Annotated in this window: 28 protein-coding genes; 7 read left to right on the top strand and 21 right to left on the bottom strand. The window is 68.9% G+C overall.

The features are described 5' to 3' along the window. Positions 1-50 precede the first annotated feature (50 nt). Genes IAI54_RS05505 through IAI54_RS05490 form a run of 4 tightly spaced genes read left to right on the top strand, consistent with a single transcriptional unit; the run spans position 51 to position 4,995 of the window. Positions 51-1,505, top strand: coding sequence for a cryptochrome/photolyase family protein (locus tag IAI54_RS05505; protein WP_187973032.1), 1,455 nt, complete (start codon positions 51-53; stop codon positions 1,503-1,505). After that, a complete protein-coding gene (locus IAI54_RS05500; protein ID WP_187971396.1) occupies positions 1,502-2,845 on the top strand; it encodes an NAD(P)/FAD-dependent oxidoreductase in 1,344 nt (447 codons plus the stop codon). Before IAI54_RS05505 ends, IAI54_RS05500 begins: the two co-directional genes overlap by 4 nt. 10 nt (positions 2,846-2,855) lie before the next feature. Beyond that, on the top strand, positions 2,856-3,701 hold the full coding sequence (locus IAI54_RS05495; protein WP_187971395.1) for a DUF1365 domain-containing protein: 846 nt from the start codon (positions 2,856-2,858) through the stop codon (positions 3,699-3,701). A 37-nt stretch (positions 3,702-3,738) separates the two neighbouring features. Beyond that, the gene (locus IAI54_RS05490; RefSeq protein ID WP_187971394.1) at positions 3,739-4,995 is read left to right on the top strand and encodes an SAM-dependent methyltransferase; all 1,257 of its coding nucleotides are present in this window, start codon (positions 3,739-3,741) and stop codon (positions 4,993-4,995) included. 363 nt (positions 4,996-5,358) lie between these two features. Here IAI54_RS05490 and ilvC read toward each other — a convergent pair whose 3' ends face one another. From ilvC to IAI54_RS05470, 4 genes are all read right to left on the bottom strand, one after another. Then, positions 5,359-6,378, bottom strand: coding sequence for a ketol-acid reductoisomerase (gene ilvC, locus IAI54_RS05485; RefSeq protein WP_187971393.1), 1,020 nt, complete (start codon positions 6,376-6,378; stop codon positions 5,359-5,361). Positions 6,379-6,406: 28 nt separating this feature from the next. Continuing rightward, positions 6,407-7,066 carry a TetR/AcrR family transcriptional regulator C-terminal domain-containing protein gene (locus tag IAI54_RS05480; RefSeq protein ID WP_235679263.1) on the bottom strand — a complete coding sequence of 220 codons (660 nt, stop codon included), beginning with the start codon at positions 7,064-7,066 and terminating at the stop codon, positions 6,407-6,409. 73 nt (positions 7,067-7,139) lie between these two features. Further along, positions 7,140-8,414, bottom strand: a complete 1,275-nt coding sequence (locus tag IAI54_RS05475; protein ID WP_235679262.1) for an FAD-dependent oxidoreductase — start codon at positions 8,412-8,414, stop codon at positions 7,140-7,142. Between the two features lie 10 nt (positions 8,415-8,424). Further along, positions 8,425-8,835 (bottom strand): winged helix-turn-helix transcriptional regulator, encoded by a 411-nt coding sequence (locus IAI54_RS05470; protein ID WP_187971391.1) that lies wholly within the window; start codon positions 8,833-8,835, stop codon positions 8,425-8,427. Between the two features lie 121 nt (positions 8,836-8,956). Between IAI54_RS05470 and IAI54_RS05465 the strand changes: the two genes are divergently transcribed. After that, positions 8,957-9,847, top strand: a complete 891-nt coding sequence (locus tag IAI54_RS05465) for an SDR family oxidoreductase (RefSeq protein ID WP_187971390.1) — start codon at positions 8,957-8,959, stop codon at positions 9,845-9,847. Positions 9,848-9,901: 54 nt separating this feature from the next. Here the strand turns inward: IAI54_RS05465 and IAI54_RS05460 are convergent, their stop codons facing one another. The 10 genes from IAI54_RS05460 to IAI54_RS05415 form a co-directional block, all read right to left on the bottom strand. After that, on the bottom strand, positions 9,902-10,648 hold the full coding sequence (locus tag IAI54_RS05460) for a pyridoxine 5'-phosphate synthase (protein ID WP_187971389.1): 747 nt from the start codon (positions 10,646-10,648) through the stop codon (positions 9,902-9,904). 198 nt (positions 10,649-10,846) lie between these two features. Next, positions 10,847-11,974, bottom strand: a complete 1,128-nt coding sequence (locus IAI54_RS05455) for an ATP-dependent DNA helicase (protein WP_187971388.1) — start codon at positions 11,972-11,974, stop codon at positions 10,847-10,849. Between the two features lie 45 nt (positions 11,975-12,019). Then, positions 12,020-12,409: a type II toxin-antitoxin system VapC family toxin gene (locus tag IAI54_RS05450; RefSeq protein WP_187971387.1), complete on the bottom strand. Its 390-nt coding sequence runs from the start codon at positions 12,407-12,409 to the stop codon at positions 12,020-12,022. Continuing rightward, entirely contained in the window at positions 12,409-12,669 is a 261-nt protein-coding gene (locus IAI54_RS05445) for a type II toxin-antitoxin system VapB family antitoxin (protein WP_187971386.1), read from the bottom strand. The genes IAI54_RS05450 and IAI54_RS05445 overlap by 1 nt, the downstream gene beginning before the upstream one ends. A gap of 64 nt (positions 12,670-12,733) precedes the next feature. Further along, a complete protein-coding gene (locus IAI54_RS05440; protein WP_275403602.1) occupies positions 12,734-13,135 on the bottom strand; it encodes a nitrile hydratase accessory protein in 402 nt (133 codons plus the stop codon). Next, positions 13,104-13,763 (bottom strand): nitrile hydratase subunit beta, encoded by a 660-nt coding sequence (gene nthB / locus IAI54_RS05435; RefSeq protein ID WP_187971384.1) that lies wholly within the window; start codon positions 13,761-13,763, stop codon positions 13,104-13,106. The genes IAI54_RS05440 and nthB overlap by 32 nt, the downstream gene beginning before the upstream one ends. Next, complete coding sequence (nthA, locus tag IAI54_RS05430; RefSeq protein WP_187971383.1) at positions 13,760-14,407, bottom strand: nitrile hydratase subunit alpha; 648 nt, start codon at positions 14,405-14,407, stop codon at positions 13,760-13,762. The genes nthB and nthA overlap by 4 nt, the downstream gene beginning before the upstream one ends. Positions 14,408-14,428: 21 nt before the next feature. Then, on the bottom strand, positions 14,429-14,923 hold the full coding sequence (locus IAI54_RS05425; RefSeq protein WP_187971382.1) for a hypothetical protein: 495 nt from the start codon (positions 14,921-14,923) through the stop codon (positions 14,429-14,431). 72 nt (positions 14,924-14,995) lie between these two features. After that, complete coding sequence (locus tag IAI54_RS05420; RefSeq protein WP_187971381.1) at positions 14,996-15,589, bottom strand: LysE family translocator; 594 nt, start codon at positions 15,587-15,589, stop codon at positions 14,996-14,998. Between the two features lie 119 nt (positions 15,590-15,708). After that, on the bottom strand, positions 15,709-15,957 hold the full coding sequence (locus IAI54_RS05415) for a ParB N-terminal domain-containing protein (RefSeq protein ID WP_187971380.1): 249 nt from the start codon (positions 15,955-15,957) through the stop codon (positions 15,709-15,711). 168 nt (positions 15,958-16,125) lie between these two features. Here IAI54_RS05415 and IAI54_RS05410 point away from each other — a divergent pair, with 168 nt between their 5' ends. After that, entirely contained in the window at positions 16,126-17,007 is an 882-nt protein-coding gene (locus tag IAI54_RS05410; RefSeq protein WP_187971379.1) for a polysaccharide deacetylase family protein, read from the top strand. Positions 17,008-17,035: 28 nt separating this feature from the next. Here the strand turns inward: IAI54_RS05410 and IAI54_RS05405 are convergent, their stop codons facing one another. The 5 genes from IAI54_RS05405 to IAI54_RS05385 form a co-directional block, all read right to left on the bottom strand. After that, entirely contained in the window at positions 17,036-17,824 is a 789-nt protein-coding gene (locus IAI54_RS05405) for an ATP12 family chaperone protein (protein ID WP_187971378.1), read from the bottom strand. Between the two features lie 59 nt (positions 17,825-17,883). After that, positions 17,884-18,804, bottom strand: coding sequence for a DMT family transporter (locus tag IAI54_RS05400; protein WP_235679261.1), 921 nt, complete (start codon positions 18,802-18,804; stop codon positions 17,884-17,886). Further along, positions 18,801-19,790, bottom strand: a complete 990-nt coding sequence (locus IAI54_RS05395; protein WP_187971377.1) for an RluA family pseudouridine synthase — start codon at positions 19,788-19,790, stop codon at positions 18,801-18,803. Before IAI54_RS05395 ends, IAI54_RS05400 begins: the two co-directional genes overlap by 4 nt. Before the next feature lie 196 nt (positions 19,791-19,986). Next, a complete protein-coding gene (locus IAI54_RS05390) occupies positions 19,987-20,649 on the bottom strand; it encodes a DUF1236 domain-containing protein (RefSeq protein ID WP_187971376.1) in 663 nt (220 codons plus the stop codon). Between the two features lie 79 nt (positions 20,650-20,728). Further along, on the bottom strand, positions 20,729-21,490 hold the full coding sequence (locus tag IAI54_RS05385; RefSeq protein WP_187971375.1) for a DUF1236 domain-containing protein: 762 nt from the start codon (positions 21,488-21,490) through the stop codon (positions 20,729-20,731). A 487-nt stretch (positions 21,491-21,977) separates the two neighbouring features. Here IAI54_RS05385 and IAI54_RS05380 point away from each other — a divergent pair, with 487 nt between their 5' ends. Further along, a complete protein-coding gene (locus IAI54_RS05380) occupies positions 21,978-22,583 on the top strand; it encodes a hypothetical protein (protein ID WP_235679260.1) in 606 nt (201 codons plus the stop codon). On the opposite strand, the gene IAI54_RS05375 is transcribed toward IAI54_RS05380, so the two are convergent. Beyond that, complete coding sequence (locus tag IAI54_RS05375; protein WP_187971374.1) at positions 22,522-23,244, bottom strand: response regulator; 723 nt, start codon at positions 23,242-23,244, stop codon at positions 22,522-22,524. The two genes, IAI54_RS05380 and IAI54_RS05375, sit on opposite strands and share 62 nt — an antisense overlap. Continuing rightward, positions 23,241-24,605: a sensor histidine kinase gene (locus tag IAI54_RS05370; RefSeq protein WP_187971373.1), complete on the bottom strand. Its 1,365-nt coding sequence runs from the start codon at positions 24,603-24,605 to the stop codon at positions 23,241-23,243. The genes IAI54_RS05375 and IAI54_RS05370 overlap by 4 nt, the downstream gene beginning before the upstream one ends. Positions 24,606-24,697: the final 92 nt, after the last annotated feature.

Here is a 24,697-nt window from a genome sequence, read left to right as displayed (position 1 = left end):
CCCATGATCGACAAGCAGACGACCGATCCGCGGAATTTTTCATGACTGGCATGCGGCCGGACGGGAGCGAAACCCCCGTCCTCGTCCTCTTCAGGCACGACCTTCGGCTTTCCGACAACCGGGCGCTCCGTGTGGGAGCGGAATCCGGCAGGCCGGTGCTCCCGGTGTTCGTTCTCGACGAGGAGAGCAAGGGGATGCGGCCGGTCGGCGGCGCTCGCCGCTGGTGGCTGCATCATTCGCTGTCGGCGCTCGCGCGTGACCTGGAAGACAGGGGCGCCCGCCTGGTCCTGCGCCGCGGCCGCACGCAAGCCGTGGTCGAGGCGCTGCTCGACGAGACCGGTGCAGACCGCGTCCTCTGGAACCGGCGCTACGATCCCCCCGGAGCGGCCGTCGACGCCGCGCTGAAGGAGGCGCTTCGCGGGCGGGGCATCGACTGCGAGAGCTTCGAGGGCCAGCTGCTGCACGAGCCGACGCGGCTGAAGACGGGAGCCGGAGGCCCCTTCAGGGTGTATTCGCCGTTCTGGCGGGCGCTGACGGCCGAGCCGGCGCCGCGGCCCGCGATGGCCGCGCCCCGGACGCTGCGCGGCCATCGCGGGCCGGTGGCGAGCGACGACCTGCGGACATGGGGGCTGCTGCCGACCCGGCCGGACTGGGCCGGCGGCCTGCGGGCCGAATGGACCCCCGGCGAGGCGGGCGCCCTGGCCCGGCTGAAGATCTTCCTGGCTGGCGCGATCGACGGCTACGGCGAGAACCGCGACCGGCCGGGCATGCCGTCGACCTCCCGGCTGTCACCCCACCTCGCCCATGGGGAGATCACGCCGTTCCAGATCTGGCAGGCGGTCGAGGACGCGCGCGGCGCCATTCCGGCACGGGATGCGGAAAAATTCCTCAAGGAGGTCGTCTGGCGCGAGTTCTCCTACCACCTCCTGTTCCACAATCCGGATCTTGCCGAAAGCAACTACAATCGCGATTTCGACGGATTCCGCTGGCAGCCTTCGGACGCTCTCGTGGAGGCCTGGCGGCGGGGCCGCACCGGCTACCCGATCGTCGATGCCGGCATGCGGGAGCTCTGGCAGACGGGCTGGATGCACAACCGCGTGCGGATGATCTGCGCCTCCTTCCTCATCAAGCACCTGCTGCAGGACTGGCGCGAGGGCGAGCGCTGGTTCTGGGACACGCTGGTGGACGCCGACCCGGCCAGCAACGCGGCGAGCTGGCAGTGGGTGGCGGGATCGGGTGCGGATGCCGCCCCCTATTTCCGGATCTTCAACCCGATCCTCCAGGGCGAGAAATTCGACGGCGAGGGCGACTACGTGCGCCGCTTCGTGCCTGAACTCGGCCGCGTGCCGGACCGCTTCCTCCACCATCCCGCCGACGCCCCCGCCCTCGTGCTCGCTGAAGCCGGGGTGAAACTCGGCCGCGACTATCCCGTACCTGCCATAGACCATGCCTTGGCCCGCGACCGGGCGATGGCCGCCTACACTGCGATGAAAGGATCCGCATGAGCATCGTCACACTGGACCGCAGCACGCTTCGCGGCCGGAAGAGAATCGCCGTCGTCGGATCCGGCGTTTCCGGAGCCTCTGCGGCCTGGGCCTTGCAGGCGCGGCATGACGTGACCCTGTTCGAGGCCGAGGGCCGTCCGGGCGGCCACACCGCCACCGTCGACGTCGACTACGACGGCACGACCATCGCCGTCGACACCGGCTTCATCGTCTACAACGAGCTGAACTATCCCGAACTCACCGCGCTCTTCGCCCATCTCGGCGTGGCCACGCACGAGAGCAACATGGGCTTCTCGCTGTCGCTCGACGGCGGGCGCCGCGAGTGGAGCGGCCAGACCTACCGCTCGATCTTCGCCCAGAAGCGCAACGTCTTCTCCCCCTCCTTCCTCTGGATGCTGCGCGAGATCCTGCGCTTCAACCGCCAGTGCATCCAGGACCGCGAGGCGGGGCTGCTCGGCGGCGTCACGATCGGGCAATATCTCCAGACGCGAAAATTCTCTGCCGAGTTCCGCGACGACTACCTGATCCCGATGGCCGCCGCGATCTGGTCGACGCCGCGCGTGAAGATGCTCGACTTCCCGGCCGCGACCTTCGTCTCCTTCTTCGAGAACCACCGCCTCATCCACAACGAGCGGCCGATGTGGCGCACCGTCACCGGCGGCTCGCGGACCTATCTCGAAAAGCTGCTTGCCCCGCTCGGCGACCGGCTGCGCCTGAACGCCCCCGTGGACCGTGTCCTGCGCGACGAGCACGGCGTCGTCGTGACGGCGCGCGGCGCGGCGCCCGAGCGCTTCGACGCGATCGTCATCGCCAGCCATTCCGGCCAGGCGCTCGCCCTGCTCGGCGATGCCTCGCCGATCGAGGAGAAGATCCTCGGTGCCGTCGCCTACCGCCCGAACCGCGTGATCCTGCACCGCGACCCGCGCCTGATGCCGAAGCGCCGCGCGGCGTGGTCGGCCTGGAACTACATGCGCTCGAGCGGGATGGACCTCGAGAAGGAGGTCTGCGTCACCTACTGGATGAACGCGCTGCAGGGGATCGACCCGTCGCGGCCACTGTTCGTCTCGCTCAATCCGGTCGTCGAGCCGGCGGCGGGAACGGTCTTCGGCGAGTGGAGTTTCTCCCACCCGCAGTTCGATTCGCGCGCCCTCTCGGCGCAGGTCCGCCTCGACGATATCCAGGGCGTGCGGAACACCTGGTTCGCCGGCGCCTGGACCGGGCACGGTTTCCACGAGGACGGGCTGCGGTCGGGCCTCAGGGTCGCCGAGGCGCTGGGCGGCGTGGTACCCTGGCGGCGGACGGAGCCGGCTGACACGGACCTGCCGCTGGCCGCGGAATAGTCGGGGAAAGATGTCACCACGCGAGCGCACCACGACGATGGCGGAGAACGGCGCGCCGCCGCAGGCAGCAGCCGTGCTCTACCGCGGCGAGGTCATGCACCAGCGGCTGAAGCCCTTCGGACACCGCTTCGCCTATTCCGTGTTCTCGCTGCTGGTCGACCTCGACCGGCTGGGCGAGGTCGGCCGCCTGTCGCCGCTCCTGTCGGTCAACGGGCCGAACATGGTCTCCTTCCATGACCGCGACCATGGCGAGAGGCCGGGCGAGACGGCCAGGGCCTATGCCGACCGACTGCTCGCCGGAGCGGGCCTCCCCCGGCCGGCCGCGCGCATCCTGCTTCTCTGCTATCCGCGGATTTTCGGCTACGTCTTCAATCCGCTGTCCGTCTACTTCGCCTATGACGAGGCGGGCGCGCTCGTTGCGCTGATCTACGGCGTGCGCAACACCTTCGGCCAGCGCCATTCCTACGTCGCGCTGGTGGAGCCCGGCGACGTCAGCGCAGCCGGGGTCCGGCAGACGCGGCGCAAGATCTTCCACGTCTCACCGTTCGTCGGGATGGATGCGCGCTACCATTTCCGCATCCTGCCGCCCGGGCGCGCGATAAGGGTGCGCATTCACGAGACGGAGGGCCGCGAGCCCCTCCTCGCAGCAACCTTCGCAGGAAACGCCCGCGCTCTGGATACATCGACGCTCGCCGCTTGCCTCTTGCAGTTTCCGCTCCTCACATGGAAAGTCATGGCGGGCATCCACTGGGAGGCCCTCAAGCTCTGGCTGAAGGGTGCGCGGTTCAACTCCAGTCCACCTGCGCCCTCGACCGCGAGCTATCGTGACAGTCCGGCCATCGAGCCGGGAGAGTGAGACGCCGCCGAGCGGGCAGAGTTGAGGGCGGACACGGATGAACGCGCAGACGACGATCGACACGCACGAACAGAAGCCGATCAGGCTCACGGACGAGAATTTCGCAGCTTTCACGCGGGGTCTTCCGGCCAAGGCCCGCATGGTGCTCGGCGCAGCGATCCGGCTGCCCAGGGGCACGCTCACGGCGCAGCTGCCGGACGGGCGGGTGATCCTCGTCGGCGGCAACGCCCCGGGGCCGGACGCCCACGTCGAACTGCGCAACTGGCGTCTCCCCGGCCGGGCCTTTGCCGGCGGGACGATCGGCGTGGCCGAATCCTACATGGACGGCGACTGGGACAGCCGCGACGTCACCACCTTCCTCGAACTCTTCGTGGTCAACCAGGAGACCGGCGAGGAAGTGGCGGGCGGCGCCAACTGGCTGCTCACCGCGATCCAGCGGATCCGCCACTGGCTGAACGAGAACACCCGCACCGGCTCGAAGCGCAACATCTCGGCCCATTACGACCTCGGCAACGCCTTCTACCGCGAATGGCTCGACCCGAGCATGACCTATTCCTCCGCGCTCTACGGCACCGGCGCCAACGACCTCGAATCGGCGCAGGCGGCGAAGTACCGGGCGCTGGCGCGCGACGGCGGCATCGGTCCGTCGAGCAGCGTGCTGGAGATCGGCTGCGGCTGGGGCGGCTTCGCCGAGTTCGCCGCCCGCGAGATCGGCTGCCGGGTCACCGGGCTGACGATCAGCCGCGAGCAACACGATTTCGCCCGCGAGCGTATCCACAAGGCGGGGCTATCCGACCGGGTCGAGATCAAGCTGCAGGACTATCGCGACGAGACCGGCCGCTACGACCACATCGCCTCGATCGAGATGTTCGAGGCGGTGGGTGAAAAATACTGGCCCGTCTTCTTCCGCAAGGTGAAGGACTGCCTGAACCCCAGCGGCACGGCTGCGATGCAGATCATCACCATCAACGAAGCCGCCTTCGACGCCTATCGGCGGCGTCCCGACTTCATCCAGCGCTACGTCTTCCCGGGCGGCATGCTGCCGACGCCGAGCCTGCTCAAGACGCTCGGCGCGGAGCAGGGCCTGTCCTTCCTCAAGGAACGCGTCTTCGCGCAGGACTACGCGCGCACCTTGGCCGACTGGCGCCACCGCTTCTGGGCCTCCTGGGAGAAGCTCGTCCCCCTCGGCTTCGACGACCGCTTCCGCAAGCTGTGGGAGTTCTATCTCCACTATTGCGAGGCGGGCTTCCGGGCCGAGTACATCGACGTTCGTCAGGTGGTGTACAAGGCTTGAAGGGACGGCAGCGGACCGCGCCGCGGAGGGCGCGCCGCCGTCACCGTCGACGTGAAAAGCCGTGACCGGCAGAGCCGCCCCGGCGGGCCATGACGTTCGCGTCGTCGCTCCCGCCCCCTGCCATCTCCTTGTCGATTCCTCGGAGCGCCGATCCGCGCTGTCGCCTCTCGCGCGAGCGGGATAACTGGACACTGTCTGGTTTTCCAACTCCTGGAGATCGTCACATGGCATCGCAGACCGTTCTGGTAACCGGCGCCGCGAAGCGTAGTCGATGCCGCCCGCTTCCTCGTCGATCGCGGGCTCGCCTGAACGCAAAACGGGGCTCCTTTCGGCGCCCCGTCCCGTCGAGACGTCGGACGACGCTCAGTTCTTGGTCTTGTCGACCAGCTTGTTGGCCGAGATCCACGGCATCATGCCGCGCAGCTTCTCGCCGACCTGCTCGATCTGGTGCTCGTCGTTGAGGCGGCGGATGCCCTTGAAGCGGGCCATGCCGGAGCGGTATTCCTGCATCCAATCGCTGGTGAACTTGCCGGTCTGGATGTCCTTCAGCACGCGCTTCATCTCGGCCTTGGTCTCGGCGGTGATGATGCGCGGGCCCGACACATACTCGCCCCATTCGGCGGTGTTGGAGATCGAGTAGTTCATGTTGGCGATGCCGCCCTCGTAGATCAGGTCGACGATCAGCTTCACCTCGTGCAGGCACTCGAAATAGGCCATCTCGGGCGCGTAGCCGGCTTCCACCAGCGTCTCGAAGCCGGCGCGGATCAGCTCCACCAGGCCGCCGCAGAGCACGACCTGCTCACCGAACAGATCGGTCTCGCATTCCTCGCGGAAATTGGTCTCGATGATGCCCGAACGGCCGCCGCCGACGCCGCAGGCGTAGGAGAGCGCGAGGTCGAGCGCGTTGCCCGACGGGTCCTGGTTGACGGCGACGAGGCACGGCACGCCGCCGCCCTTCTGGTATTCGCCGCGCACGGTGTGGCCCGGGCCCTTCGGCGCGACCATCAGAACGTCGACCGATGCCTTCGGCTCGATCAGGCCGAAATGCACGTTGAGGCCGTGGGCGAAGGCGATCGCGGCGCCGTCGCGGATGTTCGGGGCGATCTCGTTCCTGTAGATGTCAGCCTGCAGTTCGTCGGGCGTCGCCATCATCATCAGGTCGGCCCACTTGGCGGCGTCCGCCACCGTCATGACCTTGAGGCCGTCGGCCTCGACCTTCCTGGCGGTCGCCGAGCCGGCCTTCAGGCCGACGGCGATCTCCTTCACGCCCGAATCCTTCAGGTTCAGCGCGTGCGCGCGGCCCTGCGAGCCGTAGCCGATGATGGCGACCTTCTTGCCCTTGATGAGATTGAGATCGGCGTCGCGATCGTAATAGACACGCATGGTCATTTCCTTCCCGTGTGTTGCGTCGTCAGTTGGCTGGTTTTCGCGGCGCGGACCGGCCCGCGCCGAAAAGGGTGAGAAACTGCCTGGTGGCGCGGGCGGCGTCGGTCGCGATCTCGGCTTTCGAGGGCACCATGGCGTCGCCGAGCAGCAGCCGCACCTGCACGTCGCGGCCGACGAGGCCGAAGAAGGTGCGGAAGGCGGTCTCGGTGTCGTCGAAGGCGATCAGGCCGGCCTCGCGGGCAGCGTCCAGCAGCGGCTTCAGCCGCTCGCCAATGGCGAAGCGGCCGTTCTCCAGAACGATGCGGCCGAGGTCGCTGCGGCCGGAGGCGGCATGCGCCACCGCCACGCGGTTGAGCGCGACCGAGGTCTTCGACGAGATCACCGTCAGCCAGTTGGCGGCGAAGGCCTCCAGGCTCTCGGCCAGCGCGTCGGCGTCGAGGCGCTGGCGGTCCCAGTTGCCGGCCCGCACCTTCGAGGCCTGCCAGCGCACGGTGGCGGTGAGCAGCCCGTCGCGGTCGCCGAACCATTTGTAGAGCGTCTCCTTGGAGCAGCTCGCGCGGCGTGCCACGGCCGTCATGGTCAGCGCGTCGCGGCCCTCCAGAAGCAGCGCCAGCACGGCGTCGAGCACCTCGCCCTGGCGGGGCGTGACGATCTCGTCTGCGGCGGTTGCGGCGGCCTGCGGCACGCGGATTCCTGTCGGCTCGAAAGGTGTACCGTACGGTACGGTTCGGCGTGGTTACCGCTCCGCGCGACGGCGGTCAAGGGGACGCGGGAAGATCGCCCGGCGGATGTGCGCCCGGCCTCGCGCATACCGCCCAGTCCGGCTCGGCGAGCCCGATGCGGCGCAGCGGGTTGGCCACCATGCCGGAGACGATGGCGGCGAGCATGGCGGGTGCCGGCGGCACCTTCGCCACGCTCGACACCAGGGTGTCGCGCAGGAACGGGATCAGTCTCGAATCCGACTGGTAGAAGGGCGTGAAGGCGAGCGAGAGGGCCTGGAACAGCCGCACATGCAGGCGTCTCGCGGCGCAGTAGCGGGCGAGCGCCTCGGCCAGATCATCGGTCGTGTCGAGCGCATGCGCCAGTGCCGCGGCGTCGAGCAGCGCCATGTTGGCGCCCTGCCCCAGCTGCGGGCTGGTCGAATGCGCGGCGTCGCCGATCACCGCAAGCCGCCGCCCGGCCGGACGGCGCAGCGTGTGATGGCCGTAGCGGGCCAGTGTCAGCTGCTCGAAGCTGTCGATCCGGGCGAGATAGGCCTCCGTCGCCGGCCAGAGCGACCGCACCCTGTCCTTCCAGGCGTCGAGCCCCCGCGCCTGCACGGCGGCTGCCTCGTCGGGCTTGAGGCTCCAGAAAAAGGCCGCCTGCGCCGGGCCGCCGGGATCCACGCGGCCGATCGGCATCACGCCGATCATGACGCTGGCCTGCCGGTAGCGCTGCGACAGCGCATGTCCGTCGAAGCCCTCGCCATGCCATGGCAGCGAGGCCCAGAATGCGCCGTAGGCGAGCGGCCGAGGTTCGGCGGGCGTCTCGACATGGTGCTTCAGCCTGGACCGCGAACCGCTTGCATCGACGACGAGATCGAACGGACCGATCCGCGCGCCGTCGGCCTGGACCAGGCGTGGCCGCCCTCCGGCGTCGTCCAGCGCGGCGATGTCGCGGCCGGTCTCGATCGCAACTCCCGCCTGCCGGGCGGCACGGTGCAGCACGCCGAACAGCGCGGCACGGTGGACGGCGAGGCCGAACCGCCCGTTGCGGCCGGAGGCATAGCGGACGTCGAGGACCGTCCGCCCGGTCGCGGCATCCGCGCCGTGCAGCCTCTCGATCCTGCTGCCGAGCGCGAGGATCTCCGGCAGGAGTCCCAGCGCGGCCAGCACGGCGAGCCCGGTCGGCTGCAGGATCAGACCGGAACCGAGCGGCCTCGCCGTCTCGAAGCGCTCGAACACGGTGACGCGATGGCCGGCACGGTGGAGCAGCAGCGCGGCGGCCAGGCCGGCCGGCCCCGCGCCGCAGATGCCGATGTCGAGCGGCGCCAAGGGCGGACCGTCAGCCGGCGTCCGCGTCGAACGACCGACGGGCGTCGCGGACGGCGCCATGATTGGTCTCGGCCCAGTTCAGCAGATGCTGGAGGCTGTCGAACATCGATCGGCCGAGATCGGTCAGGCTGTATTCGACGCTCGGGGGTTTGGTGGGGAACACCTCGCGGTGCACGTAGCCGTCGCGCTGGAGGTCGCGCAGCGTCTCGGTCAGCATGCGCTGGGAGATATCGGGGACCAGACGGCGCAGTTCGCCGAAGCGGTAGGGCTTCTCGGCCAGCGCCATCAGCAGCAGCGAACTCCACTTGCCGAAGATGTTCTGCACCACGCTGCGGATCGGGCAGTTGGCCAGTCCGCCCTCACCCACGCCCGCGCGATAGATTTCGATCTTCTGCCGTGCCGATGCGACCCGCGCGTCCATGGTGGTTCCCTCCAGGTAACGACCGGAGCGAAAAATGCCTCCTTTACGCCGGCCGGTCAATGCATATTCTAGACGTACTCTCTTTTCGAGACCACATCAGATCAGGAACAGGAATTCTCGCATGTCCGACACCATCCTCGTCACCGGAGCCTCGGGCTCGCTCGGCAGCGCCATCATCCGCCACCTGCTCGACGCCGAAGGCGTCACGCCCGGCCGCCTCATCGCCGTTACCCGCGATCCCTCGAAGCTCGCCGCGCTTTCGGCACGCGGCGTGACCGTCCGTGCGGGCGACTTCGATGACGAAGCCGGTCTGGCCGCGGCCTTTGCCGGCGCCGGCACCGTGCTGATCGTCTCGACCGACACCGTGGGCGAGCCCGGCAAGCGGCTGCGCCAGCATCTCGCTGCCGTTTCGGCCGCGAAGAAGGCGCAGGTCTCGCGGATCGGCTACACCTCGATGTTCAGCCCGGAACCCGGCAATCCCGTTCTCTTCGCACCCGACCACCATGGCACCGAGGAAGCGCTCCGGGCGAGCGGCATCGCCTACGCCATCTACCGCAACGGCTGGTACCAGGAGAATCTCTTGATGTCGCTGCCGGCCGCGATCGGCATGGGTCAGTGGTTCACCTCGGCCGGCGACGGCAGGACAGCCCATATCCAGCGCGACGACCTCGCCCGCGCCATCGCCGCCGATCTCGCGAACCCGCTCGCGGGCAGCGTCACCTACACGCTCTCGGGCGCGGAGGCCTTCACCAATGCCGAGATCGCGGCGATGGCGTCGGCCGCGACGGGCAAGCCGCTCGCGGTCGTCAACCTCACCGACGAGCAGCTGGCCGGGGGAATGAAGGCCGCGGGCGTTCCCGCGCCGGTGGTCCCGCTCCTCGTGTCGTTCGACGCCGCCACACGCGCCGGCGTGCTCGGGACCGTGACGGACGACGTCGAGAAGCTGACGGGCCGCAGGCCCGCGCCGCTGAGAGCCTGGATCGAGGCCAACAGGGCCGCGCTCGGCGGCTGAAACCTCCGGACCGACGGGACCGGCGGGCGAGGCTTGCCGGTCCCCGGGCGCCCCTCAGCCCTGCAGCGCCGCCAGGAAGCGTTTCACCGTCGCCGCCATGCCATGTTCCAGCGCGTCGGCGGTGAGCCCGTGGCCGATGGAGACCTCGGCGAGATGCGGGACCGCGCGCACGAGCCCGGGCAGATTGACGACCGTGAGATCGTGCCCGGCATTGACACCGAGACCGGCGTCGTCTGCGAGCCTGGCCGTGATGCCGAGCTTGCGCGCTTCGATCTCGGCCCCTGCCGGATCGTCGTGACGACCGCCATAGGGTCCGGTGTAGAGTTCGACGCGGTCGGCGCCGGTGCCGCGCGCAGCCTCGATCTCGCGCTCCGAAGCGTCGGGATCGCAGAACAGCGACACGCGCATGCCGCGCTTCTTCAGCCGCGCGACGACGGGGCGCAGGAAATTGCCCTGCCGTTCGAACGGCCAGCCGTGGTCGGAGGTCGCCTGCGCCGGATCGTCGGGCACCAGCGTCACCTGCTCCGGCTGCGTCCGCTCGACGAGGGCGAGAAAATCCTCGGTCGGGTAGCCTTCGATGTTGAATTCGGCCTGCGGGAACTCGTCGTCGATCAGCGCGCGCAGATCCGGCAGGTCGGAGAAGCGGATGTGGCGCTGGTCGGGCCGCGGATGCACCGTCAGTCCGTGCGCGCCGGCCGCGAGCGCGATGCGGCCCAGCGCCGTCACGCTCGGCCAGGGCAGATCCCGCCGGTTGCGCAGCATGGCGACGGCGTTGAGATTGACGGAAAGCTTGGCAGGCATGTCGACGACCGGTCCCGAGACTGTGGCACGGTGCCGTTAGCACAGCCGCCCGCGCCGCGCACCGGGCCACCACGGCTGCAGCGGATGGCCACGACGGACCGGAAGGGCATGCGTCACGCGACCAGCCGCACACCGCCGCCGCTCACGCGGACGCGCCGGCGCGGCCCCGGCGGAGCTTCGGACCGATGCCCTCCGGTTCTAGCGAACGATGGTCAGACGCTCCGCCGCTCGCGTGATGGCGGTGTAGAGCCACCGCTCGCGCGTGTCGCGGAAGGCGAAGCTCTCGTCGAACAGCACGACGTCGTCCCACTGCGACCCCTGCGCCTTGTGTACGGTCAGCGCATAGCCGTAGTCGAAATCGTCGAAGCGCTTCTTCTGCTGCCAGCCGATCTCGGCATCGGGGTCCTCGAATGCAGCCTTGAGCAGCTTGATCTTCGCCACGCCGCGCTCGGGATCGTCCTCTTCCGGCGAGACGAGCAGGTTGATGCCGGGCTTCACGGTCTCGCGCGAGGCCGTCATGACCTTCCACAGAGAGCCGTTGAGGAGGCCCTTGGCAGGATCGTTGCGCAGGCAGACCAGCTTGTCGCCGGCCATCGGCAGCGGACCCTCGAAGCCCTTCAGCTCGCGCAGGCGGGCGTTGTAACGGCGCCGGGTCCGGTTGGTGCCGACCAGCACCTGGTCGGCGGCGAGCACCAGATCCCGGTCGACGTCCTCGCGGCCGATCACCTTCGCCGTCCCGTAGTCGCCCTTGATGAATTCGCGGCCCTCGCGCACGTCGAGCGCCAGCCGGATGATCGGGTTGTCCCGCGCCTGGCGGTGGATCTCGGTCAGGAGGACGTCGGGCTCGTGTTCGGTGAAGAAGCCGCCGCCCGAGATCGGCGGCAGCTGCGCGGGATCGCCGAGCACCAGGATCGGCGTGCCGAAGGTCAGGAGGTCGCGGCCGAGCTGCTCGTCGACCATCGAGCACTCGTCGACGACCACCAGCTTGGCGCGGGCGATCGGGCTCTGCCGGTTGAGCGAGAAGGTCGGCGACATCGACGTCTTGCCGGTGGTCTCGTCGGCGACCGCCTCCTCGCCGCGCGGGCGGTAGATCAGCGAATGGATGGTCCGGGCGTTGGTCGCGCCCTTCGAGCGCAGCACCTGCGCTGCCTTGCCGGTGAAGGCGGCGAACTGCACCTGCCCGTCGACATGCTCGGCGAAATGGCGCGCAAGCGTGGTCTTGCCCGTCCCGGCATAGCCGAACAGGCGGAAGATCTGCGGCCGGCCGTCCTTCAGCCACCGCGCCACGGCCTTCAGCGCGGCGTCCTGCTGCGGAGAGAATTCCATCAGAGCGAGAGACAGGATTCGGGGATCAAGGGCAAGGACCGAATGTCACGCGAGGTCGGTGCGACTGAAGTCGTTACCCTTGTAGAGAAGCGACACACCTTGCGCCTTGGCAACGCCGTAGGAAAAGCAATCGCCCATATTGAGCTGAGCGGGGTGGCCGGAGCCCTTTCCGAAACGGACATGCGCTTCCGCCAGATCTTCGAGAAGTTCACCTCCGACGCTGCGAAGACGTATGTCCGCGAGATCGAGGAAATCCCGCACCGCGCCCGCTGCGGCAGACCGATCGGCAAGCTTACCTGCCATCGCGAGGACCGCCTCGAATGCCGAAACGACGGAGGAGATGCGCTCGTCGGCATCGGCAAGGCGCGTGGTCAGAGCGTCGGCGTCCTCTTCGCCGATGAGGATCGCCACCATTGCGGACGCATCGACATACATCACTCGCCCCCCTGCCCCCACAAGCGATCATAGAACCGCTTGTCGAGTACGGCATCGGTCTTGGGCAGCGCCCGAATACGGTCAACAAGCGGCTGCAACCGACCTCGCAGTTCCTCGGGCCTCATGGATCCGGCGGGACGCTCGTGCGCAAGAGCTTCCTCGAAGACCTCAAGGATCGTCTTCGTGATCCCGAGTCCGCGTTGCCGGGCCACCTTGCGGACCAGCGCTTCCACCTTCGGGTCGCGCACGTGAAATGCCATCGGCCCTCTCCGCTGTTCAAAACAACGCTATCATTCGAGAGAACAGAACACAAGCAGAACATTTCTACTGCGCGTGCGAGCAAGTCCGGTCGCTTGGTGCACCTCGCTCCGGATCGTTCTCCAGCAGAATCGGCTCTCCATGCGGCGTGGCGTGCGCGGCGCGCTGCCAGGCCGCCTGCAGAGCGTCGACCTCGGCGTCCGCGGCGACGCCTCTCCTGTCCAAGAGCGCGCCGAGCGCCGCCACCCAGTGCTCATAATAGTCGTGGCCCTGCGGATCGGCGCCGGCCCGGTGGAGCTCGGACGACAGGGTCGCCGCCCATTCGTCCCAGGTGAACAGCCCCGCATCGTGAAGCGCCACGACCATCGCGAAGGCCTGCGCCTGCCAGGGCTCGGCAAAGACCGGCTCGGCGGGAACCGGGCCGGCGTTCGGCGTCTCACGCGGGCTCAAGATAGCTCTCCCAGGCATCGACGCTGACGGACAGCGTCGGATCGGCATCATCGCCCCAGAGGTCGCGGCCGGCGAAGACGACGGTGTAGACCCATTGCGGGTTCTCGCCCCGGCCATGGGCATTGGTATCGGGAAACACGAAACCGCCGCGCACCGCCTCCACCGTGCCGACATGGCCGCGCACGTAGCGCGGCAGGCGCGTGTGGCCGACGGGGTGGATGTTCCTCGTCCGCACGCGGTCTCCGGGCGCAAAGCGGGGTGGCGCCGCGACCGGCCGGTCGCAGGGGCCGCCGCGGGCGAGCACGGGCGCGACGTCGGCGACCGTAAGCACGCGCTTCGGCGCGGCACCCGGCCTGAGCGCCTTGCGCTGCGCCAGTTCGTCCTCGTCGACGAAGCCGTGCCGCACGAGCAGCCGCTCCAGCGCCTTCGTCCAGATCTCGTAGTAGCTCGACGCGTAGTAGTCGGCAGGGTGCAGGCTCTCGCGCGCATGCCGGCTCTCGTCGATCGTCCAGGCGCCCATGGCGCCGGCGGCCAGCGTCACGCCCAGCGCGCGTCGTTCCCAGGCCGCGTGGAAAAGAGGCTCGTCCATCTCCGGTGCCACCGGCCCGAAGCCCATCTGCCCGCCGAGATCCTGCGGCCCGTTCATGCCGCCTCCGGCGACCGTGCGAGGCCGGTTCCGATCATCGAATCGCGCGTCACGAGATCGGCCAGCCGCTCCTCGTCGAGGCCTTCGGTGCCCGCCGGCCGCTCGGGCACGACGAGGTAGCGCAGTTCGGCCGTGGAATCCCAGACGCGCACCTGCCTGTCGGCGGGAAGCGTCACACCGAACTCCGCCAGCACGCCGCGCGGGTCCATCACCGCCCGGCTGCGGTAGGCCGGCGCCTTGTACCAGACGGGCGGCAGGCCGAGCACCGACCACGGATAGCAGGAGCACAGGGTGCAGACGACGAGGTTGTGCGTGTCAGGCGTGTTGAACACCGCCTCCATGTGCTCGCCCTGCCGGCCCGTATAGCCGAGAGAGGCTATGGCGGCCGTCGCGTCGCGCCGCAGCCAGTCGGCGAAGGACGGATCGCTCCACGCCTTCGCGACCACGCGCGCTCCATTGCGCGGACCCACTTTCGTCTCATAGGTCTCCACGATCGCGTCGATGGCGGCCGGATCGATCAGGCCCTTCTGCGTGAGGATCGTCTCCAGCGCACGCACCCGGGCGGCCATGGGATCGAGATGGTTGTCATGGTCATGATCATCGCCGTCGTGGTGATGATGGTGAGGCTCGTGATGTCCGGCCATTGAAGGTCCTCCCGGTTCCGGTCAGCCGCCGCTCGACGGGTTTGGCGCATAGCCGGGTCCCACCGTGAGCGGCTGCTGCGGCACCACCCTATCGCTGATGCGGCTCCTGAGCACGAGGTCATGCGTCCACAGGAGCTGCGTCTCGGTGCGGTCCAGCACCCGGATGTCCACGTGGTAGGGCCGGCCGGCCTCCACGCCGCGTACCGGCGGCGAGCGCAGCGCATACCGGTTGGAATCCGTGCCGACGCGCGTACGCACCACATGTCTCTGCCCGCCGGCCGGATCCTCGAACGCCGCCTCGATGATCGAGCCCGTCGGCAACGGCCGGTCGACCAGCGCGGTGAAGCCGTAGAAGACCTCGGCGACACGGTAGTTGAACATGAAGCCGCCGCCGAGGATCCTGAGATAGGGTCTGGTCGCCGGATCCTCTCGCATCGCCCAGCCGACCGCGAGCAGCACGGCGAGCAAGGCGACGGCCGCGCCGACGATGCGGGGCAAAGATATCCGGTCGAGCATGCGGCGGCCTCCCGGGGCAAGACTAGCACGGTCCGGCATGGCGTCGCCAGCACGCGGGGGCTGGACTGGTCTTCAGGCCAGCATCGGCCAGAGCGTGGCGGCCAGCAGCAGCCCCATGGCGAGATTGAACCAGCGCAGCCGCGCCGGATCCGAAAGCCAGCCGCGCAGTGCGGTTCCGAAGCCCGCCCAGACCGAGACGCTCGGCAGGTTGACCAGCGCGAAAGCCGCCGCCACGAGCAGGACCGACAGCACGGGCGCTTCCGGGCTCGTGTAGATCGCCATCGCGGTCACGGCCATCACCCAGGCCTTCGGATTGACCCACTGGAAGGCGGCGGCGGATGCAAAGGACATCGGCTGCGACGCGCTGCCGGCCTCCGCCAGGGTTCGCGACGTGGCGATGCGCCAGGCGAGGTAGAGCAGGTAGGCGCCCCCCGCGACCTTCAGCGCGAGATGAAGTGCCGGAAAGGCCGCGAGAAGGGCGCCGAGCCCGAAACCGACACCGAGCAGCAGGGACGCGAAGCCGAAGCCGATGCCCAGCATGTGCGGCACCGTGCGGCGGAAGCCGAAATTCACCCCCGATGCCAAAAGCATCATGTTGTTGGGACCCGGCGTCACCGACGAAACGAAGGCGAAGCCGACGAGGGCGGCGAAGAGGTCGAGGGACATCACGGGCGTTTCCAAGGCAGGACTTTTTATGTCAGCATCATTGACCTGTTTGCCATCCTGCGCAGCCTTTTTCTTGTGCCTGTGACAAGTTCGTCGCGCTAAAGCCCGATGCCGCCGGATCAGTGCTTGCGCGCCTGGACCAGATAGGCGTCGATCTCCACTTCCCCCAGCCATTTGGCGGCCTCGAGCCGATGGAGCCCCTCGATCAGAACGTGGCGATCGCCGTCCTTGCGAACCTGGATGGGCACTTTCATGCCGTTCTGCAGGATGTCCTCGGCAAGCAGCCGCACCGTTTCGGGGTGCAGCGTCTTTCGGCGGGCGGTCGGGACGTAGATCGAGTCGATGGCGACCTTGTGCGTGCGAAGCATGGCTCTCCCCTTGTCGTGCCCGACCGACATGTGGGCCTGCGGGCGCCGTAAGTCCAACGCCGAATGTCGATCGGCCGGCTCCGGCATGGTGAACGAACCGTTGCGATTAGCACGGCATTAACCAGAACCGGTCACAAAGGGGTCGTTCTGGTTGCATCCGGTGGCTTCATGCGTCTCCTTCCCTTCGCTCTCATCGCGCTCGCGCTCGCCGGCTGCGCCAATGCGCCGAGGCAGGGTTCGGAGGCGGACGGTACCGCCCTCGCCTTCGCGCCGGGCGGGCGGCAGGAATCACAGTCCGATCCGCAGGTGGCGATGCTGCGGCCCGACCAGCCGGCCCGGCGGGGAGCCCTCGCCGGCCGGATGATCCATGTGGCGAGCGCGGCCGACATCCGGCTCGGACCGAAGGAGGTCGTGCTGACCTTCGACGACGGCCCGGTGCCGGGCAAGACCGATGCGATCCTGCGGGCGCTCGACAGGTTCGGCGTCAAGGCGACCTTTCTGATGGTCGGGCAGATGGCGGACGCCTATCCCGCCACGGCCCGCAAGGTGGCGGCGGCCGGGCACACGATCGGCACCCATACGCAGAACCACAGGAACCTCCGCACGGTCAGTGCCGCCGTCGCAGACGAACAGATCAGGAAGGGCCGCGCGAGCGTCGCGGCCGCCCTCCGACCGGGCGGATACAGCCCCGCGCCGTTCTTCCGTTTCCCCTATCTCGCCGACACGAAGGCGCTCCGCAGCAGCCTCGCGGGCCAGGGTATCGTTGTGATCGACGTCGACATCGATTCGCGGGATTACTTCGCCACGGGCTCGGAGGCGCTGCGCGCCCGGGCCATCGCCTCGGTGGAGAAGCGTGGCTCCGGCGTCATCCTGTTCCACGACCTGCATGCCCGCACGGCGACCATGCTGCCGCTGCTGCTCGCAGACCTGCAGGCGCGCGGCTACAAGGTGGTGCATCTCGTGCCGGCCCGCTCGGGCATCGACCTCCTGGCGTCGGCGCCCTGGGCGCCGCTGCCGACGGCCGGCCTGACGCCGCCCGACCGCGGCTGACCGGCTCCCCCGCGGACGACCGGGAACATCAGCCGCGCACGGCCTTCAGCAGCGCATCGGCCGCGCGCATGTCGCGCAGCCGGTTGGCGCGCGCGGCGGCGGCTTCGGTATCCTCGCCCCATTGCGAGATGGTCCAGTCCTCGTCGACATGGGCGAGCGTCCAGGCCGTCTCCGCGTCGATCTCGCCGGCGTCGACGGCCAGCGCCAGCAGCGCCGATCCCGTCAGCGTCGTCATGACGTGCAGGCAGCCCAGCCGGAACGGATCCGGGTCGAGGCGAAGGTGCACGCCAATTGCAGCGATCGCCTCACGCGACTGCTCGACATGCATCACGCCCTCGGCGAGATACAGCCGGGCGCCCAGCCGGTTGCGGGCCCAGTCGAGGATCGGGTCCCAGGCCTGCGCCTGCAGCTCCACCAGCCGCGCCGGGCTGTCGGCGCGGTAGCAGAGAAGGTCGGTCGAGGCATAGCGCAGCATGTCCTCGGCGACGGCGTCCGGATCCAGCGCGACGCCGTCGATGACCGTGTTGACGAGGCGCGTCACGGGCATGCGCACCGGATTGATCTCGGCCTCCTGGGCCTCGAATTCGTCGGCAATCAGCTGCGCGGCCGCTTCCGTCCGCAGCGCGACCGGCCCTTTCCCGGGCGTGCGCACCGGGCGGCCGTCGAGGTGCACGCCGAAGCCTCCCTCTACCGGTGCCACGGCCACCTCCTGATAGAATCGCTTCGGCAGCGGCTGGCGCATCTGGATCTGCGCCCGCTTCACCGGATCCGGATCGGACAGGAAACTGCCTTCGAGGTCGTTCAGGATGTCACGCATGGTCGTGCTGCCGCCGTCGTCATGAGGAAAAGCGAAAGGTATGCCGGCGGAGCCGCCGTTCAACCCGGCGCGACCTTCCGCACCGGCCGGTTGACGATGACGATGCCGACTGCGATCAAGCCGAGCGCGACGAAGATGCGAAGGCTCAGAGGCTCGTCGAGCAGGAAGCCGCCAGCCAGGACGCCGAAGGCCGGGGTCAGGAAGGCGAAGGAGGACAGGCCGGCTGCCGGATAGCGCCGCATCAGCCAGAACCAGAGCAGGTAGGTGAAGGCGACGATGAAGACGCCCTGGAACAGGATCGAGGCCACCGGCACCAGCCCGACGTCGCGCAGCACCGGCCCGGTGAACAGGAGCAGCGGCAGCGTCACCAGCGGCGCGACGGCCAGCTGGTAGAGCAGCGTCTTCTCCGCGCGGGCGGTCGACAGGCGCGTGGTCTTGATGACGATGATCGTCGCCGCCCAGGCCATGCCGGCAGCGAGGCTCATCAGATCGCCGATGATCGCCTCGGGGCCGGGCAGGCTGAGCTTGTCGGAGAAGACGAGGGCCACACCGCCAAAAGCCAGAAGCGTGCCGAAGACCTTGGCGATCGACATCCGCTCGCCGAGCAGGAAATGTGCGCCGATGAGGACCCAGAACGGCATCGTATTGACCATCAGCGCGCCCCGCGCCACCGTGGTGTAGTCGAGGCCGGTGAAGATCAGCGCGAATTCGATGCCGAACAGGGCGCCGGCCGCCAGACCGCCCGGCAGTGTGCCGTCCCGGTCGAACAGCGAAATTCCGCGAAGGCCGCACCAGGCGAAGACGCAGGCGGCGCCGATCGCCGCGCGCAGCATGGTCACGAAGACGGGGTCGAAGCCCTGGTTCGACAGCTTCGCCGCGACGCCGTTGAGCCCCCAGGCGAAGGTGAGGAAGAGCATCAGGCCGACGGCCGCGCCGTCGACCGAAGCGCGCCGTTCGAAGCCGTCGGTCGCGACGCTCACGCTTCGTCCTCGCCGGCGCTTGCCTCGTCGAAACCGAGCAGGTTCCAGCTCTGACGCATATGCGGCGGCAGCGGCGCGGTCACGTCGATCACGCCCCTGTCGGGGTGCGGGATGACGATGCGGCGCGCGTGCAGGTGCAGGCGGTTCTGGATCCCGCCGGGAAACTCCCAGTTGGTGTCCGCCTCGAAGTACTTCGGATCGCCGATGATCGGATTGCCGATATGCGCTGCGTGGACGCGAAGCTGATGCGTGCGGCCGGTATAGGGCTCCATCTCCAGCCAGGCGAGCGACTGCGCGGCCTGATCGACGACACGGTAGTAGGTCACGGCATGGTCGGCGTCCGGCTCGCCGTGGCGGGCGATGCGCATCTTGTCGCCGTCGGGCGTCTGCTCCTTGACCAGCCAGGTCGAGATCTTGTCCTCGCGCCTGGCCGGCACGCCCTTGACCAGCGACCAGTAGGTCTTCTTGGCATCACGGCCGCGGAACGCCTCGGCGAGCTTCATGGCGGCCAGCCGGGTGCGGGCGACGACGAGCACGCCCGACGTGTCGCGGTCGAGCCGGTGGACGAGTCGCGGCTTCTCGCCCTTCTTGTTGCGCCAGGCCTCGAGCATGTCGTCGACATGCCGCGTCACGCCCGACCCGCCCTGGACGGCAAGGCCGGACGGCTTGTTGAAGACGAAGACCTTGTCGTCCTCGTGGAGCAGCATCTTGGCCAGAACCGCCGCATCGTCCTGGCCTCGGATCGTCTTGCCGGTCAGCGGCGCCTCACCCTTGCGGTCGACGCCGAGGGGCGGCACTCGGATCACCTGCCCCGGCTCGACGCGCGTGTCCGACTTCGCCCGCCCGCCGTCGATGCGGATCTGGCCGGAGCGCAGGAGCTTCTGGAGATGCCCGAAGCCGAGGCCGGGAAAATGCGTCTTGAACCAGCGGTCGAGGCGCATGCCCGCCTCGCCCGGCTCGACGCTGATCTGCTGGATGCCCGTCATGATGGCCCGCGGCTGCCTCTGTGGTGAAGGCAGCGGCGCTGCCGTCCGTTCGGCATGGCAATAGTGCAGGCAGCTTCGGAATGCAAAACGCGAATGAGGCAGGGACCGGATCCGACCGCGCGAACGGACGGATCCGGCCCCTGCCCGCCATGCGGTTTCCGGCCGGGACCGCCGAGACGGCCCGGCCGGACGGGGATCAGCGATAGACGTAGACGATGCGGCGCGTCGCCGGATCCACCAGCACCGGCTGGCCGTTGACGTAGCGATAGCGGTACTCGTAGTCGGGCACCTCGCGCAGCTCGACCGTGTCCGGCAGGCCGGCGCCCACCACGACCTCACCGTCGAGGTAGACCGGATCCGTCCGGTTCTCGACGACGTAGCTGCGCACCTCGTCGGGCGGGGTCACGACGGCTCCGGCCGCCGCGCCAGCCACGCCGCCGATCGCCGCACCGACCGGCCCGCCGATCAGCGCGCCCGTGATGGCGCCGCCCGCGGCGCCGACCGCCGCATTGGTGCTCGCGGTCTGCTCGTAGTCGACGACGGGCACCTCCACCGTCGCCGGTGCGGCGGAGATCACCACGCGCTCGCCGCCGAAGTCGCCGGCGAGATATTCCGAATAGGACCAGCCGGTCACGCCGTTGTGGCTGACCTCGCACCACCGGCTCCCCTGCAGGCAGCCATTGACCGTCGTCGACTGGGAGGCGCCGATGGACCCGATCACTTCGTACTGGGGTCCGGGGCCGCTGCGGATGTTGAGATCGGTCGTGGCGACGGCCGAGAACTGGGCGAGCGCCGGGGTGGCGAAGGCAAGCGGGGCGGCAAGGGCGAGCGCGCCCATGGGGAACAGGAACGTCTTCATGATTTGAACTCCATTGTTCGATGGGGACCGGATGACCGGGTCGGGGCGAAACAGGCGGACGCCGGGCGCCCGCCCCTCGTCAGGCGCGGACGAGGTAGACCACTTCGAGCGTCGCGGGCTCGACGATGACGATCCGGCCGTCCGCGAGCACGAAATACTGGTAGCTCTGGTAGGCCGGCACGATCTCGACGATGCGCGGCGGAAGCGGGTGGAGCGTGACCGTCGCCGGCACGACGGCGCCGAGCGACACCTGGAAGTCGACGGATACCGGTTCCACGTCGGTCTCGACGATGATGCGGCGGAACTCCCTGCGCTGTTCGGCCGACAGGTCGATGCTCGCCGTCGTCTCGTCCGAGACCTCCTTCTTCACCTGGCCGGGCGCCGCCTCCGAGGCACTCTCCACCTCGCCTGACTTCCGGCGCTGACCCGGAGCGGCCTCCGCGGCGCTGTCGACCTCGCCGTCCTTCTTCATCTGACCGGGGGCGTATTCGGTGGCGGAGGTCTCTTCCGCCGTGGTCCCGTCCGGTGCGTCCGCCTTCGTCCGCCCGGGCGCTGCTTCGGAAGCGCTGTCGACCTCGCCGGACTTCAGGCGCTGCCCCGGCGCGGCTTCGGCGGCGCTCTCGACGTCACCCGCCTTCTTCATCTGGCCGGGAGCCTGCTCCGCAGCGGAGGCCTGGCCCGACGGACGCAGCACGTCCGAGGAGCCCTCGACGCCGGCGCCGGCCTTCATGCCGGCTGCGGGCTTCGGCGCGGCTGCGTCCTGCGCGCCGGCCTGAATTGCGTAGGTCGCCGTGCCTGCGAGCAGTATCAGCGCCAGACTTCTGGTAAGAATCGTCTTCATGGTCGTGCTCCCTGTGATGATATTGGAATGCGGATAGGATGTCTCTCTTTCGCACTCGAAAGAACATCACGCCTCGCCGTGCCTTTTTAGGCGCGATTTTCTTCCGATCACTGCGTCCCTGCCGCGGAATGCAGCCGGGAAGCGGGGAGTGAACAGTCGATCGGAGGCGTTGTTCCGCGGTGGGTCACAGGTCCACATCCGGGCGGGACTTCCGGTTTTCTCCCACCCCGGCCTTTGGTCCTGCACGGCGCGCGCGATGGTCCCGGGAGCGGCTCGGCCCGGAACACGTGCGCCTCTTCCTCATTCCCGCCTCATTCGGCGCAAGGAGATCGACATGGACAAGAGCGTCTATCAGGCACGCTGGCTGCTGCTTCCGGTTTTTACGCTGTGTCTGGGGTTCCTGATGCTGGGAGCGATGTTAAGTTGATGGGGTTCGGTCGGATCGGCACGCCTCCGGTCCGACCGTATCCGTGAGCAGGGTTCGATCATGATCAACCGTCGGACGTTCATGCGCTTCCTGACCTGCGCGATGGCCTCGCCGCCCGCCGTGCTGCACGTCGCCGCCTCGACCCGCGCATTCGCGCAGGGCAACGGCGGCGGCAATGGCGGTGGCGGTGGCGGGGGCGGCGGCGGCGGCGGCGGCAATGGCGGCGGAGGCGGAGGCGGCAATGGCGGAGGCGGCGGAGGCAATGGCGGAGGCGGGAACGGCGGCGGCAATGGCGGCGGCAATGGCGGCGGGAACGGCGGCGGGAACGGCGGCGGGAACGGGGGCGGGAACGGGGGCGGGAACGGCAATGGCGGAGGAAGCGGGAATGCGGGCGGAAACGGTGTCGGTCAGGGAAATGGCGGCGGCCGTGCGACCGATGCTCCGGGCCGCAGCGACACGGCCCCGGGGCGGGCGCGATCAGGCACACCTGCCGGTGCGACGGTCGAAGTCCGGGGCCGCTCGATCTCGGTTGTCTATCGCGACGGCAAGCGCGAAACCATCGAGCCCGGCCGCTACGTCATGAAGGACGCGCGCGGCCGCACGATCATCGACAGAAGGGCGACGCCGCAGGATTGGCAGCGCCTTCGCTCCATGGCCGGTCGCTAGCATCGTCGGCGGCAGGATCCAGGCCGGCGCGGTGAACCAGCACCGCCACCTCCGTCCTATTCGTTACGTTGAGCTTCGCGAGAACGCGGGTCATGTGATGCTTCACCGTCTTCTCGTGCAGGTCGAGCCGGATGGCGACGCGCTTGTTGCTCAGTCCGGCGGCGACCAGACGGGCGACCTCGCGCTCCCTCGGCGTCAGCGCATCCATGAGGTCGGCGGCGGTCGGCCGGGCGGGCTCCGCATCCCTGCGGGTGAGGAGGCGCGCAGAAAGCGTCGGCGACACGTAGCGCTCGCCGGCGGCTACGGCGGCCAGCACGTCCGCCAGCTCCTTGGCCCCGATACCCTTCAGCACGTAGCCGGACGCGCCGGACCGCATGGCGCGCGTGACGTCGTCGCCGGATTCCGAGACCGTCAGCAGGACGATCTTCTGTTTGGGCCGGATCGCCAGCACGGCGGGAATCGCCTCCAGGCCGCCGCCGGGCATGGAGATGTCCATCAGCAGGACGTCGGGTGCCGTCTCCCCCGCGAGCCGCACGGCATCCTCCGCGCTCGCGCCTTCGCCGACCACGTCGAGACCATCCACCTCCCGGAGGCTGCGCATGACGCCCTCGCGATAGAGCGGATGATCGTCCACGACCGCGATCCTGATCCTCCGGCTCATGCCTTCGACCTCCCATCCATCGACAGAACCATCCGCAGGAGCGTTCCGTCGGACGACGTCACGACCTCGAAGGTCCCGCCGATGCTCTCGATACGGTCGCGCAGGCCGGCGAGGCCGAGGCTTCCGGGACGTGCGGCCGCGAGGTCGAAACCCGGTCCCTCGTCCGAAACCTCGAGAATCAGCGAGCAGCCATCGGACCGCAGTGCGACGCACTGTCCCTTGCCGCAGGCATGGCGGAAACTGTTGCTCAGCGCCTCCTGGACGAAGCGGTAGATGCAGATCTTCTCGGGCGGGCTGATCGCGCCTGGAACCTCGGCGAGGACGAGGCGTACCTTTGTCGCCGTGCGCTTCTCGTGCGCCCGCGCCACCTGCCGGACGATGTCGTCCGCGCCCGCGGTTTCGATATGCGGCAGGACGAGGCCCGTGCAGATGGACCTGATCTCCTTCATCGCGTCGTCGAGGTGGGCCTTCACCGCCTGCGCCTCGGACAGCCGCTCCTCCGGCGTCCCCGCCCCGGTCATGGCGCGGCTGTCCAGCCGCAATGCCGCGAGCGCGATCAGCTGCGCGGGTCCGTCGTGGATGTCGGCCCCGATACGTCGCAGGTAGCTCTCGTTCAGCGCCGTGGCACGCCGCGACGCGCTCTGGACGCGTCTGTGAAGTTCCTGGTTCAGGGCAAGAAGGTCCGACAGTTCCCTGACCTGCAGGCCGAGATCGATGCGCTGCCGATCGATCGTCCGGCTGCCGCGCAGCACGACGAGAGACAGGGCGAGGAACAGGCCGATCGTGGCGACGGCGACGGCGACCCAGCTGCGGAGGCGCGCGCGCCACAGGTCGCGCAGCAGATCCGGCGCGGTCTCGTCGAACTGCAGCACCCCCACCACCTGCCCGCTCCAGGGCTGGAGAACGGGGCTGTAGATCCTCAGGATGGGACCAGCTTCGCCGAAGGTGGCGAAGTCGGCGGCAACACGGCCGCGCAGCGCACGCGCCGCCATCTCGTCGGGTTCGATCCTCCGCCCGATCATGTCGCTCTCGTTCGCGTAGAGGATGGTTCCGTCAGCCGAGGACAGACGGAACGAGACCAGCCGGGTCGCGAGTGCACCCTGCGACAACGTCTCGTCGAGCGCGCGTCTGTCCTGTTCCTCGAGGGTCGCGGTCTGCTGCATGTCGGGCAGAAGCGGCGCGATCACACTGTCGACATAGAGCGCGGTCGTGGCCGCGGCGTTGCGCGTCACCACCCGCTCGATCAGGTTCGACACGACTGTGCCGACCATCAGCATGGCGATCACGGAGACGAGCCCGCCCAGCGTGAGGAACTGGCGCGCAAGGGACTGTCGGCTCCAGCCGGTCATCATGTCCTTCATGCGGGGAAGCCGGGATGCGGCGCGGCGCGGGCCGGGGTGACCGGACACGGGAATCGCGCCCGGGCCGCGCGCCAATGGCTGCACGACGACGG

The organism is Aquibium microcysteis (assembly GCF_014495845.1).
Taxonomy (GTDB): domain Bacteria; phylum Pseudomonadota; class Alphaproteobacteria; order Rhizobiales; family Rhizobiaceae; genus Aquibium; species Aquibium microcysteis.
This window is presented reverse-complemented; position numbering and strand designations above follow the sequence as displayed.

Excerpts from the sequence above, each read along its gene's own strand:
- IAI54_RS05505 (WP_187973032.1), top strand. The coding sequence starts at position 51 with ATGCGGCCGGACGGGAGCGAAACCCCCGTCCTCGTCCTCTTCAGGCAC.
- IAI54_RS05500 (WP_187971396.1), top strand. The coding sequence starts at position 1,502 with ATGAGCATCGTCACACTGGACCGCAGCACGCTTCGCGGCCGGAAGAGA.
- IAI54_RS05495 (WP_187971395.1), top strand. The coding sequence starts at position 2,856 with ATGTCACCACGCGAGCGCACCACGACGATGGCGGAGAACGGCGCGCCG.
- IAI54_RS05490 (WP_187971394.1), top strand. The coding sequence starts at position 3,739 with ATGAACGCGCAGACGACGATCGACACGCACGAACAGAAGCCGATCAGG.
- ilvC (WP_187971393.1), bottom strand. The coding sequence starts at position 6,378 with ATGCGTGTCTATTACGATCGCGACGCCGATCTCAATCTCATCAAGGGC.
- IAI54_RS05470 (WP_187971391.1), bottom strand. The coding sequence starts at position 8,835 with ATGGACGCGCGGGTCGCATCGGCACGGCAGAAGATCGAAATCTATCGC.
- IAI54_RS05465 (WP_187971390.1), top strand. The coding sequence starts at position 8,957 with ATGTCCGACACCATCCTCGTCACCGGAGCCTCGGGCTCGCTCGGCAGC.
- IAI54_RS05460 (WP_187971389.1), bottom strand. The coding sequence starts at position 10,648 with ATGCCTGCCAAGCTTTCCGTCAATCTCAACGCCGTCGCCATGCTGCGC.
- IAI54_RS05455 (WP_187971388.1), bottom strand. The coding sequence starts at position 11,974 with ATGGAATTCTCTCCGCAGCAGGACGCCGCGCTGAAGGCCGTGGCGCGG.
- IAI54_RS05450 (WP_187971387.1), bottom strand. The coding sequence starts at position 12,409 with ATGTATGTCGATGCGTCCGCAATGGTGGCGATCCTCATCGGCGAAGAG.
- IAI54_RS05445 (WP_187971386.1), bottom strand. The coding sequence starts at position 12,669 with ATGGCATTTCACGTGCGCGACCCGAAGGTGGAAGCGCTGGTCCGCAAG.
- IAI54_RS05440 (WP_275403602.1), bottom strand. The coding sequence starts at position 13,135 with ATGCCTGGGAGAGCTATCTTGAGCCCGCGTGAGACGCCGAACGCCGGC.
- nthB (WP_187971384.1), bottom strand. The coding sequence starts at position 13,763 with ATGAACGGGCCGCAGGATCTCGGCGGGCAGATGGGCTTCGGGCCGGTG.
- nthA (WP_187971383.1), bottom strand. The coding sequence starts at position 14,407 with ATGGCCGGACATCACGAGCCTCACCATCATCACCACGACGGCGATGAT.
- IAI54_RS05425 (WP_187971382.1), bottom strand. The coding sequence starts at position 14,923 with ATGCTCGACCGGATATCTTTGCCCCGCATCGTCGGCGCGGCCGTCGCC.
- IAI54_RS05420 (WP_187971381.1), bottom strand. The coding sequence starts at position 15,589 with ATGTCCCTCGACCTCTTCGCCGCCCTCGTCGGCTTCGCCTTCGTTTCG.
- IAI54_RS05415 (WP_187971380.1), bottom strand. The coding sequence starts at position 15,957 with ATGCTTCGCACGCACAAGGTCGCCATCGACTCGATCTACGTCCCGACC.
- IAI54_RS05410 (WP_187971379.1), top strand. The coding sequence starts at position 16,126 with ATGCGTCTCCTTCCCTTCGCTCTCATCGCGCTCGCGCTCGCCGGCTGC.
- IAI54_RS05405 (WP_187971378.1), bottom strand. The coding sequence starts at position 17,824 with ATGCGTGACATCCTGAACGACCTCGAAGGCAGTTTCCTGTCCGATCCG.
- IAI54_RS05395 (WP_187971377.1), bottom strand. The coding sequence starts at position 19,790 with ATGACGGGCATCCAGCAGATCAGCGTCGAGCCGGGCGAGGCGGGCATG.
- IAI54_RS05390 (WP_187971376.1), bottom strand. The coding sequence starts at position 20,649 with ATGAAGACGTTCCTGTTCCCCATGGGCGCGCTCGCCCTTGCCGCCCCG.
- IAI54_RS05385 (WP_187971375.1), bottom strand. The coding sequence starts at position 21,490 with ATGAAGACGATTCTTACCAGAAGTCTGGCGCTGATACTGCTCGCAGGC.
- IAI54_RS05380 (WP_235679260.1), top strand. The coding sequence starts at position 21,978 with ATGATCAACCGTCGGACGTTCATGCGCTTCCTGACCTGCGCGATGGCC.
- IAI54_RS05375 (WP_187971374.1), bottom strand. The coding sequence starts at position 23,244 with ATGAGCCGGAGGATCAGGATCGCGGTCGTGGACGATCATCCGCTCTAT.
- IAI54_RS05370 (WP_187971373.1), bottom strand. The coding sequence starts at position 24,605 with ATGAAGGACATGATGACCGGCTGGAGCCGACAGTCCCTTGCGCGCCAG.